Raw genomic sequence first — 14,352 nt, 5'->3', positions numbered from 1 at the left:
ACAAGCGATAATGACACCTCAGAAATTGGGGGAGGTCGTGTCCATGCTTTGGAGCCATATCGGGGGCGGGAAATGACCCGCCGTCTGGTTCTGGCGCTCGACCTTGTGTCGGATGCCGCACTGATTGCCGACTATGAAAATTTGCATCGGCCTGGCGGCGTCTGGCCAGAGGTTCTGGACCATATCCGGGCGTCCGGTGTGGTGGAGATGCAGATTTGGCGGGTGGATGACCGGATGGTCATGGTAGCAGAGGTCACGGATGACTATCCCCGCCCCACCCCAGCCGCCCAGGACGAAGCCGTATCCCGTTGGGAAACGCTAATGTGGCGTTTCCAGAAGGCGCTGCCGGCAGCGCAAGCGGGGGAGAAATGGCGCCCGATGCAGCCCATCTTCGATCTTTCACAGCATGAACCATTAGCCGGGGGGATGGAATGACATTGCCCCGCCGCCGCGTCGGGCGCACCGCGCTAACGGTGCCGGAAATCGGTTTCGGCGCCGCCCCTATGGGTAATCTGTACCACCCCGTGGGGGACGAACAGGCCCGCGCCACCCTGTCCACAGCCCTGGATTCAGGACTGACGCATATTGATACGGCACCCTATTATGGTTTTGGCCTGTCGGAACGGCGGGTGGGGGACGCGGTGCGTGGGCGCACCAACGTGGTTCTGTCCACGAAGGTGGGGCGGCGGCTGGTTGCCGACACCGGTGTCATAGACGATCGGGAACGGTGCGGCTTCCGCTCCGCCCTGCCCTTCCGCCCGGTTTACGATTACAGCCATGATGGCATTCTGCGCTCGCACGAGGCGTCGTTGCAGCGGCTGGGGCTGGCGCGGGTGGACATCCTTTATGTCCATGATATCGGTGCGGTGACCCATGGCGATGCGAACAGCGCCATGATGGCGCAATTGACGACAGGCGGCGGTTTCCACGCACTGGAACGGTTGCGGGCGGAGGGGTCGATCACGGCCTTCGGCATCGGCGTGAATGAGGTGCAGGCCTGTCTGGATTGTCTGGATCGGGCCGATCTGGACGTGATCCTGCTGGCCGGGCGTTACACGCTGCTGGAACAGGGCGCGTTGGATGACCTGATCCCCGTCTGTGCCCGTCACGGTGTCAGCCTGACCCTGGGCGGGATCTTCAATTCCGGCATCCTGGCGACCGGCACGCGCGGTGACAGTGCGGGATACTACAATTATGCGCCCGCCCCGCCGGACATCCTGGAACGGGTGGGCCGGATTGAGGATGTATGCGAGCGGTATGGTGTCACCCTTCCGGCCGCTGCCCTGCAATTCGTGCTTTCCCATCCGGTTGTGGCCAGCGTCATTCCCGGCCTGGACACACCTGACCGGGTGCGGGCAATCCGGCAGTTGTATGAGGCACCGATACCAGCGGATTTCTGGTCGGAGCTGCGGCTTCTGGGCCTGCTGCGGCCCGATGCTCCCATCCCATCGGTGATGGGGTCCGTCAGATGATCATCGACGCGCATCAGCATTTCTGGGACCCAGCGCGCGGCGATTATGGCTGGCTGACCCCGGCCCTGCCCAGACTGTACCGTCCGATCTTGCCGGCGGACCTGCGTTCCCTGCTGGATGGTGCCGGCATTGACGCCACCATCCTGGTCCAGGCGGCACCCACGGTTGCGGAAACGGATTTCCTGATGGGACTGGCGACGGCCACACCCTGGATCAATGGGGTGGTCGGCTGGGTCAATCTGGATGCGCCAGACATTGCCGACCAGATCGCGCGGCGACGGGCACAGGCGAAATTTATCGGCATCCGGCCCATGCTGCAGGTTATTGACGATCCCGCCTGGATACTCGGCTCCCAACGGGCCGCAGGGCTTGAGGCCTTGCAGGTATCGGGCCTGACCTTCGATGCGCTGGTAATGCCGCCGCAACTGACCTGTGTCGCTGAACTGGCCCGGTGCTACCCTGGTCTGCGCATCATCATCGACCACGGGGCCAAGGGCCCGATCGGCAAAGGCCCCCTCCCGGGCTGGCGCCGGGACATGGCCGCCGCCGCCCGATGTGGCAATGTCACCTGCAAACTGTCGGGCCTGCTGACGGAAATGGTGCCCGGCACGGATGATGCAGCCATTCTGGACAGGATGGCGGAACTGCTGGACCTGTTCGGGCCGGATCGGCTGATCTGGGGCAGTGACTGGCCGGTGCTGGACTTGGCCGGGTCCTATCACCGCTGGCACGCGCTGACCCAGGCGTTCCTGGCCCGGCTGGATGCCGGCGCGGCGACCGCGATCATGGGCGGCAATGCCGCACGTACTTACAGGCTGGAGGGGGCGTGATGGCACCGGCGGTAATCCTGCTGCATGGCGACGATAATGTCGTTGTCTGCTGCCGGACGGTGGAGGCGGGTGAACATATCCGCGTGGAGGGGGCGGACATCGTCGCAGCGCAGCGTGTGGCCCTGGGTCACAAACTGGCACGCCGCGACCTTTCCACCGGTGACAAGGTCATAAAATACGGCGCGTCCATCGGCTCGATGACCGCCGATATCAGGGCAGGCGGCTGGGTCCATATGCACAACATGAAAAGCGACTATATCGGCGCGCATCTGCGCGACGCGGTCTCCGGTTGAAGGGGGCGCCATGAACGCGCAAGGCTATCTGCGGCCCGATGGGCGCAAGGGCATCCGCGATGTGCTGATCGTGGCCTATCTGGTGGAATGCGCCCACCATGCGGCCCGGCGGATCGTGGATCTGGCCGATGACCCACAGGTGCATCTGGTGGGCTTTCCCGGCTGTTACCCCAATGATTACGCGCGGCGGATGATGAAGGCGCTGGTCGCCCATCCCAATGTCGGCGGCGTCATCCTGGTGTCACTGGGATGCGAAAGCTTTGACCGCGAGGGGGTGGCCGCCCATACCGCCGCCCATGACCGCCCCGTTGAAACCATCGTGATCCAGCAGGTGGGCGGCACCCGTGCCGCCATCGAACAGGGGCGCGCTGCCGTTAAGCGGGTTCAGGCACAGATGGCGGCCAACCGGGTGCGCGTTCCCCTGGCCCTGTCCGATCTGGTTGTGGGCACCATCTGCGGCGGGTCGGACGGGACCAGCGGCATCACGGCCAATCCCGCCGTGGGCCGTGCCTTTGATCGTCTGGTCGATGCCGGCGCCACCTGCATCTTTGAGGAAACCGGGGAGATGATCGGATGCGAGGGGCCGATGGCCCACCGCGCCGCCAACCCATCGGTGGCCAACGCCATCGTGGCGTCCATCGCCAAGGCCGAAACCTATTACCGCACCATGGGTTTTGGCAGTTTTGCCCCAGGCAATGCCGAAGGCGGGCTGTCCTCGCAGGAGGAGAAATCAGCCGGCGCTTATGTCAAATCCGGCAGCCGTCCCATTGTCGGCGTGATCAAGCCGCCAGAACGGCCCACCACCCCTGGTCTGTACCTGATGGATGTGGTGCCGGACGGCGAACCGCGTTTCGGCTTTCCCAACATTTCCGACAATGCGGAGATTGTGGAGATGATTGCCAGCGGCGCGCATCTCACCCTGTTCACCACAGGGCGCGGGTCGGTGGTAGGATCGGCCATCGCCCCCGTCATCAAGATTACCGGCAATCCCGAAACCTGGCAGCGCCTGGGGGAGGATATGGACATCAATGCCGGCGCCATCTTCGACGGGTCCGCGACATTGGACAGTGTCGGTGAACAGATTGTGGATATGATCCAGGCGGTGGCCGGTGGGGCGGAAACCAAATCCGAAGCCATGGGCCACCGGGAATTCATCCTGACCTATAAGGCGTTCGAGCCCTCGGGGCCCGGCTGCTTTCCCCGTTGAACCGGAACCATGACAGGTATCATGAGCCATAAGGGCAGACTGGCGGGAAAGACCGCCCTGATCACCGCTGCCGGCCAGGGGATCGGTCGCGCCACCGCCGAACTGTTCGTGGCAGAGGGTGCCACTGTCTGGGCCACCGACATCAACGCCGCCGCCCTGGAAAGCCTGTCGGGTTGCAAGACGCGCCGCCTGGATGTGCGCGACCCGGCGGATATCGCGGCGGCCAGTGCAGAGATCGGTGGAATCGATGTGCTGTTCAACTGTGCCGGCATCGTCACCGGCGGCAATATCCTGGAATGCACAGAGGATGAATGGGACCTGTCCTTTGACATCAATGTCAAAGCCATGTTCCGCATGATCCGCACCTTCCTGCCCGGCATGATCGAACGGGGCGGCGGATCGATCATCAACATGTCCTCGGTTGCCAGTTCCATCAAGGGCGTGCCGAACCGCTTCATCTATGGTGCGTCAAAGGCTGCCGTCCTGGGCCTGACCCGCGCCGTCGCCGCCGATTTCGTGACCAAGGGCATCCGCGTCAACGCCATCTGCCCCGGCACCGTCGACACCCCGTCCCTGCATGAACGCTTGCGCGCCACCGGCGATTATGAGGGAGCCTGGGCCAGCTTCACCGCCCGTCAGCCGATGGGCCGCGTGGGTGCCCCGCAGGAAATTGCGGCGCTGGCCCTTTATCTGGCGTCGGATGAAAGTACCTTCACCACGGGCCAAGCTCATGTCGTCGATGGCGGCTGGACCAACTGACCCAAGCTGCCGCATTTTCAGGAAACCACAATGAAACTGCTTCGATACGGCGCCGCCGGCGCTGAAAAGCCGGGCCTTCTGGCCGCCGACGGTACCATCCGCGACCTGTCAGGCGTGGTGGCCGATATTGACGGTTCCGCCGTCACGCCCGACACCCTGTCCCGCATCGCCGCCATCGACCCCATCAGCCTGCCCGTAGTGGAGAATGTGGAACGGTATGGCGCCTGTGTGGCGCGTCCGGGCAAGTTCCTGTGCATCGGCCTGAACTATGCCGACCATGCCGCGGAAAGCGGCCTGCCCGTGCCAGCGGAACCGGTGGTGTTCATGAAGGCCACCAGCGCCCTGTCCGGCCCCAACGATCCCGTCATTCAGCCGCGCAATTCCACCAAACTGGATTGGGAGGTGGAGTTGGCCTTCGTCATCGGCACCGAATGCCGTTATGCGGACGAGGCGGCGGGTCAGGCGGCCATTGCCGGCTATTTCGTCTGCAATGACGTCTCCGAACGCGCCTTCCAGTTGGACCGTGGCGGCACCTGGGACAAGGGCAAGGGCTGCGACAGTTTCGGCCCCATCGGACCGTGGCTGGTGACGGCGGACGAGGTGGGTGATCCCGGTGATCTATCCATGTGGCTGGAGGTGAATGGCCAGCGCTATCAGGATGGCTCCACCCGCACCATGATCTTCAAGCCGGGCTTCATTGTCTCCTACCTCAGCCAGTTCATGAGCCTGCAGCCCGGCGACATCGTCACCACGGGCACCCCACCCGGCGTCGGCATGGGCCAGAAGCCGCCGAAATACCTTGTCCCCGGCGACCGTATCCGCCTGGGCATCCAGGGTCTGGGCGAGCAGGAACAACTGGTTGTAGCGGCGAGGTAGGTAGGTCAGGTCGGGGCGATAAGCCCCGCCCCGACCTGAGGGCATTACCGCTTCGGCAGGGCGTACAGCGCCACCACGGCGAAACAGATCAGCGGACGCAAGAATGCCAGCTGCATGGTACCGGTAGCGACTGCGACCATGCCCATAAGTGGCGGACAGATGGCCCCACCGATGATGGCCATGATGATGAAGGACGACCCCAGCGGCACCAGGGTGCCCAGCTTGTCGATCCCCAGCGCGAAGATGGTGGGGAACATCACCGACATGAAAAAGCTGGTCAGCATCAGGGCACCGACGGCCACCTGTCCCGGCGCGAAGGCCGCCACCGCGCAGAGCAGCGCATTGGTAACGGCGTAAATGCCCAGCAACCGGGCCGGCGCTACCCGTGTCATCAGGGCCGTGCCGACAAACCGGCCCACCATGAACAGGATCAGGCTGGCCGACAGCATGAAGGCGGCCTGCTTTTCCGGAACTTCCGGCATCGCATCCTTCACGAAATCCACAAAGTAGCTCCAGATCCCCACCTGGGCCGCGACATAGAAGAACTGGGCGATGACGGCCATCACCAGGGTGCGGTGGGATAGAAGGCGGCGAACCTGACTACCGAATGCTTCGTCAGAGCCCTGTTCGATATCGCCCTTGGGCAGCGTGGTGAAGATCACGGCCAGGGCAATGAACCCCGCTACCGCCGCCAGCAGCGCATATGGCAGGCGTACCGTCGACGCCTCCATGGCGCGGTAGGCATCCAAATCCACCGGGGACATGGCGGCCAGCGCTTCTGGCGAATGTTCAACGCCGGAGAAGATCAGCACGCCGCCAATGATGGGGGCGACGAACGCCCCGAAACCATTGAAGGACTGCGCCAGGTTCAGGCGCTGTGGCGCACGGCTGGGATCACCGAAGGCGGTGATGTAGGGATTGGCGGCTGTTTCCAGAAATGCCGCCCCCGCCGCGATGACGAACAGGGCCGTCAGGAACAGGCTGTAGGTCTGCACATAAGAGGCGGGCAGGAACAACAGGGCCCCGCCGGCGTAAAAGCATAGGCCGGTAATGATGGCTGCCTTATACCCGAACCGGCGCATCACCTGACCGGCGGGCAGAGCCACCACGAAATAGCCGATATAGAACACGAACTGGATGAAACCCGCCTGCATCCGGTCCAGGCCCAGGGCCTTCTGAAAATGGCGGATCAGGATGTCATTGAAATTATTGGCAATGGCCCACAGAAAAAACAGGCTCGCGATCAGGGCGAAACCCCAGCGGTAGCCATGGGCGATAAAGGGGGCGGGCGATGCCCCCCTGCTCCCGGACAGTTCCTCTCCTGACATATCGGCCTTCTCCTGGCTCTTTTCAGATTGGTGATATCAGAAACGCGCGATGGCCTTCAGAACATGATCCGCCTCAGCGATCAGCCGGGGCAGCCGGGTCGGCATCTCCACCGCATTGAAACCATGGGTGTAAAGGGCGGCATCAGGAACGTCGCCGGACCGGATGGCGGCAATGACCCGGTCGAAATCCGCCTTCAGGGCGTTGCGGCTGGCCAGCAGGGTGGTTTCCCGCTTATGGAATTCCGGATCGGCAAAGACCAGATCGCCCTTGGCCACGCCCACCAGCACATAGGTCCCAGCATGGGCGACATAAGCCAGATTGGCCGACATGGCCCCGATATGGCCGGTCGCGTCAAAGACGATGTCGAACATTTCGCCGCCGTTGCGCTCGCGCAGCCTTTGTGCCGCCCCTTCCCCACCCTGCACGGTGTCACCAAAACCCAGACGGCTGGCGGCGTACGCCAATCGCGCCGCGCGCAGGTCCATCAGGGTGACAGCCGCACCGTTCATGCGCGCGAACAGGGCCGTGGCGATACCGATGGGGCCGGCGCCGGCCACCAGGACCCGATCCCCCTGCCCCACCCCTGACCGCGCCACCGCATGGGCACCGATGGACAGGAACTCTACCATCGCTGCCTGTTCCAGGCTCAACCCCGTCGCATCAATGACCGCATGGGCCGGCACCGCCAGGTATTCACACATACCGCCATCACGGTGGACACCCAGCACCTGGATACCGGAGCAGCAGTTGGGACGCCCCCGTCGACAGGCGCGGCAGGTTCCGCATGGCAGATAGGGATTGATGGTGACAGTCTGTCCGGGCCAAAGGGCCGAACCGGCAGGGGTCTCCACCACTTCCCCCGCAAGTTCATGGCCCATGATCCGTGGATAGGCCAGATACGGCTGGTTACCTTCATAGATATGGTAGTCGGTGCCACATAATCCGACACAACGGATACGGACAAGCACCTCATCCGTCTGCCGCACCGGCGGGGGCCGGGTCACCAGCGACAAGGTCCCTGGTTGCTCACAGACAACTGCCTTCATCACCGGCTCCGCATTCAAACGACGGGCATCCATCTTATATATGGAAATTAATTCTCATATACACAATTGGAAGCGCCGCTGCCAGCGTGAAGTGCCGACTGCAATGACGGGGCAGTCCCGAACCGATAATCTCTCAAATGGCCTGGGCCGTTTCCCAAATGGCACTGATGCCCCGCTCACCCTCCCGCCGATCCAGCTGCACGATCACATCCACGACAGATCGAGCATAGGCGATGGTCTCCTGGACCGATAGGTTGAAGCCGGTCTGCATCACCATCAGGGCCAGTTGCTGCAACGCGCCCTGGGGGCTGTTGGCGTGAATGGTGCTGACGGAGCCGGGATGACCGGTATTGACGGCGCGCAGGAAACTGACCGCCTCCTCCCCGCGCAATTCACCCAGCACGATCCGGTCGGGACGCAGCCGCAGAGAGGCTTGCAACAGGTCGTTGGCGGTCACCCGCGCCTCCCCCATCTCCCCTTTTACGGCCACAAGGCCCAAGGCATTGGGGGCCGATAGGTTGATTTCCGGTGTATCCTCCACCACCACCAACCGTTCCTGTTCCGGCATCTGCCGCAGCAGGGCGTTCAGGAAGGTTGTCTTGCCAGTGGAGGTGCCGCCACTGACCAGGATGGTGCGTCGTGCCCGGATGGCCGCAGCCAGATAGGCGGCGGGGTCCTGCATCGGGTCACGCCCGCGCCAGCCATCATCAGGCACCGGCGGCAGGGCACCATAGGCGGATAGCGGCACATCAACCAGCCGGTGGCGGCGGATAGCCATGGCCCAGTGGCCGCGCGTCGCGGATGGGGCCACGAACTGCACCCGCGCCCCGTCAGGCAAACGACCGGACAGAAGCGGCTGGTTGCGGTTGACGCCCTGGTTCGATAGGCGCGCCACCTGTTCGGCCAGCCGGCGCAGCAACTGATCGTCGATGCGCGGTTCCTGGTGACAGTCCATGCCGCTGCCCGCGCGTTCCGCCCAGATTTCACCGGGCCGGTTCACCATGATCTCGGTGACCCGCTCATCTTCCAGCAGGGGCTGAAATGGGGTAAGATATTCCGATAGATAGACGGCATCATTCAGGACGGCGACACTGGCATTCATGACCGGCCTCCGCTGGTGGCAACAAGGGAGAAATCCAGATCGCGGGCCACGAAGACGCGGATCGGCTGCCCCTGATCGATACGGATGGTGGGCGGGATCTGGCTGTCACGCTGGGCCGCAACGCCCGCCGCCGACTGTGATCCCGACAGGATCAGGGCGGCATTACCGATGGCCGACAGGGCACCGACAACCGACAGCATGGTCGCCGACCCAAACCGTTCGACAAAATGCGTGTCGACATCACCCGACAGGCCCGATTTGCCATCCTGGCTGATGGCGGGTGATGCCAGGGCCACCGACACACCATCAGGCCGGATCAGGCGGGTCCACAGCACATAAACCCGTTTCTGCCCCGCCTGCAGCCCGGACTTGTATTGTCCGATCAGGCGGGAGGTACGAGGAACCAGCACGCGGCTGCCATCGAACGACCGCACATCCTGGCTGACCAATGCCCGGACATAGCCGGGCAGGTCACTGTCGATGGCGGTTTCCAGAACGGCGGGAATAAAGGCGCCCTGCGCCACCGTCGTGGCGGGCGCGATGGCGTGGACGGCACTGGCCGTATCCACGCCGCCATTGCCGACGCGCACCGCAAACGCTTCATTGTCCGACAGGGCCGTCGGCGGAACCGGAGCAGCCGGGTTCGCGGGCGCCATGGTGCCTGCCGTCGGTGCCAAGGGTGCCGTGGCCGGTGCCGGCACCGACATGTCAAAGACCATAACTGGGGCGGCCAGACGCTGCGGATCGGGTACGCGCGCGGGCTGCGGCGCTGGTGTCACCGCCGCCGGTACCGGGGCCGGGGTTGGGACCGGCAAGGCGGCCACCGGGGCCGGCGGCGGGACGGGCGGGGGGGTGGGTTCCGCCACCGGCTGCCGGGCCTGGTTCAAACCCCAGAAGGTGAGGCCGCCCAGCGCCAGGACACAGGCCACACCGGCGACCATTCCCAGATTGCCCCCGCTGCGGCGGTCCGCCACCACGGGATAATGGGTGCGGCCCGCCAGAACCAATGCACCGGCGGACATCGACAGGCGGGGATCGTCACTGACAGGGACGGGGTCGGTGGTGACACTCATCACTGGGTCCTTTCCGCAGTCTGGGTGGTCTGGATCAGGCTGGCCGTACGCTTGCCATTGCGCAGGGTGATGCGGCGCGGCACGCCATCCAGCACGATCAGATCATTGCGCATGGCGTAATTGGCGGGACCTTCGGCCCCATCCGGCCCGTCCACCATGATGGCCGGCACTTCGGCCCCTGCTTCCCAGCGCAGATACGTGGAATGACCATCATCAAACACCTGCGCCGGCAGCATCTTTTCCGGCCCCTCCTTCTCCCACGCAAAATTCAGGTCGCTGGGCTGGGGGACCGCCACCTCTTCCGCCACCTTCGGGGCCGGGTCGGACGTGATGTCGGGCGGCGGTGCCTCCGCTACGGTGGGGGTCGGTGGGGTGAACGGCTTGGGATAGCTGAAGCGCATGACATAAAGCGGCCCGCCCTTGCCCCCTGTCGTCAGGTCGAACAGATAGGTGCGGCGGTCGGTGACGACCGTCATGTTGGTGCGGCTGTCGGACAGGATCGGCTTCAGGAACAGAAGGTCGGCGCGGCGGTTAGGCGTGACCTGCCACCCGGCGCTGTCACCGATGGCCACATTCTCGATCCGCTCCCCCTGTTCGAACTGGATGGTCGTCTGGATACCGGCGCGACCGGGCACGGTTACGACGGCTGCCTCGTCATAGTCCTTCCAGATGATGCGATTGTCAGCACGGCAGGGGGTGCTGCACAGCAGGGCCGCCAGCAGCGGCAGGGTCAGCAGACGCGTGGTCATGATCGGGTTCCTTTCACAGCCGGGCTGCGGAAACGCTGGCCCAGACCTGCGGCTTGGCGGTTAGGCTGGGGGGCATTGGTGGGGTTCTGGCGGGCGGCATCGCCCGGACTGGTCAGGCCGACCGGGATCGCCATGCCGGCGGCGCGCGGTGCGGTCTGCTGCGAATTCAAGGTCAGCATCGTGGTACCGGACAGGGCGGCGGCAGCGTTGCTCTGGGCGGTGGCACTAGCCCTGACAGCGGCCTGGGTCAGGGCCGGGTTGGCCGCATGCGTGGTGACACTGGTGTGGGCAGAACCGCCCTGGCCGCGCGGCGCATCCAATCGGCCATGCAGGTTAAGACGCCATCCCCCCGTCAATGTCGATGCCACCCGCAGGACCAGCAGCATCAGCAGGCTGAACACCCCCGCCCCCAGCAGAACCGACACGGCCAGTTCCGGCGTCGGCATGCCGCCGGCCATGGAAAGGTCCAACAGCATGGGTGCGATCAACGCCAGCGCACCTGTACCAACCAGCACCGTCAGCAGCGGCACGAGGGCGAACAGGATGGATGCGCGCAGCCACCCCTCGAACAACCCGCTGGTCGCCCGGAACAGGGCCAGAAGGATGAAGACCGGCCCCAGCGCCAGCAGCGCCGCCAGCGCAATCTTGGACGCCACCAGCACCCCCACCGTCCCGAACAGAAGCAGCAGAGAGGCGATCCACAGCAGGTCCGCCGGGCGCATGCCCGCAAGCATGGTTGGCTTCTCCCCACCCGCCACCGCCGATTGGCGTGCGGCGTCCAGAACCAGCTGGAACAGTTGATCCAGCCGGTCGGCGAACAGCGACGGGGCCGATCCACGCGTCCCGGCCAGCAGCGAGGCCAGATGGTCGGGCGCGCCAACCAGCAGGTTCCACACCACCTGATGATAGGCGGCCCAGGAGGTGGCGAAGCACAGGACAAGGCCCAGCCCCATCATGCGCGGGGTCAGGCTGGACAGGCCGACGCCCGTGCGCCCCGTCAGCATGCGGATGGCCATCAGCGCGACATACAGCGTCAGCAGCAGGGTCAGCGCCTGACCCAGCGCACCATCCGGGCCAAGCAGCGTGGAAAAGGCCTTTTCCGTGGTCTGCGCAGCCAGACAGTCGACGGCCCGCAACGCGCCGGCAACACCGCCGGCACCATCCAGGTTGGAAAATCCGGGGCAAGCCTGGGTCGTCATTCTGCGGCCAACCTTTCCACCCCCGGCAGGTCCGCCACACCGGGCCAGGGCGTGCCCGTCAGGCGCGGATACCAGCGGGCGGGGTCATCGCCGGTGCCGGCGCGGATCATGTCCAGGCGGCGGACATTCGCCTCCCGCCCCGACAGAACCATCAGCATGTCGTTCATGCCGCCCAGGTCAAGGCGCGGGACGATGGAATGGTTGGCATGGCGGACCAGGAAGCAGCGCCCATGTGCCGGCAGGCCACGGATCAACTCCAGTTCATGCGCCGATAGGCCAAACCCGGCACAGTAATCATCCTCTCGCGCCTTGGGATTGGGCATAAAGATCATGGTGGAGGTTTGTTCGACAATGGCACTGGCGATACGGCTGTCCAACGCATCTCGCGCCGATTGCGTGGCAAAGCCGACAATGGCGTTGCGTTTGCGCAGGGTCTTCAGCCAGTCGCGGATGCGGGCCGCAAAGACGGGATCGTCCAGCGCCTTCCAACCTTCATCAATCAGGATCATGGACGGATCACCATCCAGCCGTTCATCAATGCGGTGGAACAGATACATCATGGCCGGCGTGCGCAGGGCAGGCACATCCAGCAGCGCCGTCATGTCAAAGCCCAGCACGCGCGCATCCAGATCCAGCCGGTCCAACTCATTGTCGAACAGCCAGGCATGTTCGCCCGCCCCGATCCAGGGCGACAGACGGCTGGCCAGATCGCCCGGCGTGGGCCGGGTGGCGCCCGACAGCAGTTCGCGGAAATGGCGCAGGCGGCGCAGATGCGGGGCATGGTCGAAACAGGCATCGACGGCATCGGCGATGGCCGCCTCTTCCTCCGGCCCGTCCGCCTTCAACAGGCAGGCCAGCCACAGGCGCAGGAAGGCGCGGTTGACGGCACTGTCGGACAGTTGCAGCGGGTTCATGCCCGACGGTTCGCCGGGTAGCAGCCGGCTGTAATGCCCGCCGATCCCGCGCAGGAAAATCTCCGCCCCCCGGTCCTTGTCAAAGAAGATGGTACGGGGCTTGTATTTCTGCGCCTGCGCGGCCAGGAAGTTCAGCACCACCGTCTTGCCCGACCCGGACGGGCCGATGATGGTGAAATTGCCCAGATCGCCTTCATGGAAGTTGAAGAAGTACGGCGTGGCGCTGGTTGTCTCGAACATCGTGACGGCATCGCCCCAATGGTTGCCGCCGGCACTACCCAGGGGAAAACCGTGCAGGGACAGGAAACCGGCGGCATTGGCCGTGGAAATCAGGGCGCGGCGGACCAGAAAGCGCTCATTGCCGGGGAACTGTCCCCAGAATAGCGGCTCCAGATTAACATCCTCGCGAACCGCAATCGCGCCGATATCGGCCAGGGCGGCACCGGCCATAGCCGCGGCATCATCAAGCCCGGCCATGTCGGATGCCCTTACCAACAGTCCCAGATGATGATCACCGAACCCCACCTGCCCCGCCGACAACGCATCACGCGCCGTCAGCATCTCTGCCCGTTCGGTCACCGTCTCCTCATCCGTGGCGCGGTGGCGACGCAGCGCCAGATCCATGCGTTCCCGTGCCGTCTGCCGGTCCACCGGGGCGAAGCTCTCCGTCAGGGTCAGTTCGACCGGCAGGCGAAGAATATTGTCTAGAAGGCCGGCGCGCGTCGCGTCTGGATATTCCTTCACCGACAGGCCGGCGGCCACCTGCCGAGCCTGCGGCCCGGCCAGTTCCAGCGCATCGACACCAAAACTGACGCGGGAATAGGGGATATGGCGACCGATATCGGTGCCCCTGGGCGGCAGCAGCACAGGCCGCATCTCCCCATTATACAGGGCCGACAGCAGCTCCAGCACCTCTGAACAGGGACCATGGGCGGTATCATAGGTGCCCAGCGCGCGGGCGCCATAGGGTTCAAGCCCCGCCAGCAGGGCCGTGACGGCGGCATCCAGGGCGCGGCGTTCGCTGTCCAGACGCTGGGCTGACCAGCCCCGCGACAGGATGCGATCCACCAGCCCAGCCTTGCCCCGCGCCGGACGGCGCAGGATGGTCAGGAACTGTTCATTGATGAACAGCCGCCGGTCGGCCAACCGCTCCTGCCAGCGCCGGTCGATCAGCCCGGCCAGCGGGCTGTCGAAATTGGCCGACAGTTCCGGCTGTATCCGGCGGCGGATGACATGGTGATAGACCACATGCCGTGCGTCCAAGGCGGAACGCAACATCACCTCCCGCACGGCCAGCCGGTGGTTCAGCGCCTCTGAATCCTCCGTTTCGAACGCCAGACCCGCGACATGGATGGTGCGCAGCAACGACCCGTCGCGTAGCAGCAAGCTGCCATCGTCCAGCAGTGCCTGATAAGGCAGCCGGTCCCCGGCGTTGGCTTCGCGACCGGCCCAGGAAGCAGGACCTTTCCATGTCGGCATGGGACTTCTCCACAAAGCAGGTGG

The 14,352-nt window shown here is 64.7% G+C and carries 14 protein-coding genes; 7 read left to right on the top strand and 7 right to left on the bottom strand.

The genetic code is table 11. The features are described 5' to 3' along the window. Positions 1-72 precede the first annotated feature (72 nt). The 7 genes from ACT6Q8_RS05990 to ACT6Q8_RS05960 are packed head-to-tail and all read left to right on the top strand — an operon-like array spanning position 73 to position 5,437. Positions 73-435, top strand: coding sequence for an L-rhamnose mutarotase (locus ACT6Q8_RS05990; protein ID WP_054169269.1), 363 nt, complete (start codon positions 73-75; stop codon positions 433-435). Further along, positions 432-1,472 (top strand): aldo/keto reductase, encoded by a 1,041-nt coding sequence (locus tag ACT6Q8_RS05985; protein WP_444734159.1) that lies wholly within the window; start codon positions 432-434, stop codon positions 1,470-1,472. Before ACT6Q8_RS05990 ends, ACT6Q8_RS05985 begins: the two co-directional genes overlap by 4 nt. Continuing rightward, positions 1,469-2,302, top strand: a complete 834-nt coding sequence (locus tag ACT6Q8_RS05980) for an amidohydrolase family protein (RefSeq protein WP_444734160.1) — start codon at positions 1,469-1,471, stop codon at positions 2,300-2,302. The genes ACT6Q8_RS05985 and ACT6Q8_RS05980 overlap by 4 nt, the downstream gene beginning before the upstream one ends. After that, entirely contained in the window at positions 2,302-2,595 is a 294-nt protein-coding gene (locus ACT6Q8_RS05975) for a UxaA family hydrolase (protein ID WP_444734161.1), read from the top strand. The genes ACT6Q8_RS05980 and ACT6Q8_RS05975 overlap by 1 nt, the downstream gene beginning before the upstream one ends. A gap of 10 nt (positions 2,596-2,605) precedes the next feature. Then, positions 2,606-3,802 (top strand): UxaA family hydrolase, encoded by a 1,197-nt coding sequence (locus tag ACT6Q8_RS05970; protein ID WP_444734162.1) that lies wholly within the window; start codon positions 2,606-2,608, stop codon positions 3,800-3,802. A 21-nt stretch (positions 3,803-3,823) separates the two neighbouring features. Further along, complete coding sequence (locus ACT6Q8_RS05965; protein WP_444734163.1) at positions 3,824-4,561, top strand: SDR family oxidoreductase; 738 nt, start codon at positions 3,824-3,826, stop codon at positions 4,559-4,561. Between the two features lie 30 nt (positions 4,562-4,591). Further along, positions 4,592-5,437 carry a fumarylacetoacetate hydrolase family protein gene (locus ACT6Q8_RS05960; RefSeq protein ID WP_444734164.1) on the top strand — a complete coding sequence of 282 codons (846 nt, stop codon included), beginning with the start codon at positions 4,592-4,594 and terminating at the stop codon, positions 5,435-5,437. Positions 5,438-5,481: 44 nt separating this feature from the next. On the opposite strand, the gene fucP is transcribed toward ACT6Q8_RS05960, so the two are convergent. From fucP to ACT6Q8_RS05925, 7 genes are all read right to left on the bottom strand, one after another. Beyond that, positions 5,482-6,765, bottom strand: coding sequence for an L-fucose:H+ symporter permease (gene fucP, locus ACT6Q8_RS05955; RefSeq protein ID WP_444734165.1), 1,284 nt, complete (start codon positions 6,763-6,765; stop codon positions 5,482-5,484). 36 nt (positions 6,766-6,801) lie between these two features. Continuing rightward, on the bottom strand, positions 6,802-7,812 hold the full coding sequence (locus tag ACT6Q8_RS05950) for a zinc-binding alcohol dehydrogenase family protein (protein WP_444734166.1): 1,011 nt from the start codon (positions 7,810-7,812) through the stop codon (positions 6,802-6,804). 133 nt (positions 7,813-7,945) lie between these two features. Then, positions 7,946-8,914, bottom strand: coding sequence for an ATPase, T2SS/T4P/T4SS family (locus ACT6Q8_RS05945; protein WP_444734167.1), 969 nt, complete (start codon positions 8,912-8,914; stop codon positions 7,946-7,948). Next, positions 8,911-9,987: a TrbI/VirB10 family protein gene (locus tag ACT6Q8_RS05940; RefSeq protein ID WP_444734168.1), complete on the bottom strand. Its 1,077-nt coding sequence runs from the start codon at positions 9,985-9,987 to the stop codon at positions 8,911-8,913. Before ACT6Q8_RS05940 ends, ACT6Q8_RS05945 begins: the two co-directional genes overlap by 4 nt. Further along, positions 9,987-10,736, bottom strand: coding sequence for a TrbG/VirB9 family P-type conjugative transfer protein (locus ACT6Q8_RS05935; RefSeq protein WP_444734169.1), 750 nt, complete (start codon positions 10,734-10,736; stop codon positions 9,987-9,989). Before ACT6Q8_RS05935 ends, ACT6Q8_RS05940 begins: the two co-directional genes overlap by 1 nt. Beyond that, positions 10,733-11,935 (bottom strand): type IV secretion system protein, encoded by a 1,203-nt coding sequence (locus tag ACT6Q8_RS05930; RefSeq protein WP_444734170.1) that lies wholly within the window; start codon positions 11,933-11,935, stop codon positions 10,733-10,735. Before ACT6Q8_RS05930 ends, ACT6Q8_RS05935 begins: the two co-directional genes overlap by 4 nt. Next, positions 11,932-14,328 (bottom strand): VirB4 family type IV secretion/conjugal transfer ATPase, encoded by a 2,397-nt coding sequence (locus ACT6Q8_RS05925; RefSeq protein WP_444734171.1) that lies wholly within the window; start codon positions 14,326-14,328, stop codon positions 11,932-11,934. Before ACT6Q8_RS05925 ends, ACT6Q8_RS05930 begins: the two co-directional genes overlap by 4 nt. Positions 14,329-14,352: the final 24 nt, after the last annotated feature.

The organism is Niveispirillum sp., assembly GCF_052437035.1.
Taxonomy (GTDB): Bacteria; Pseudomonadota; Alphaproteobacteria; order Azospirillales; family Azospirillaceae; genus Niveispirillum.
Note: the sequence above shows the minus strand (reverse complement) of the source record. Positions and strands in the feature narration are given on the sequence as shown.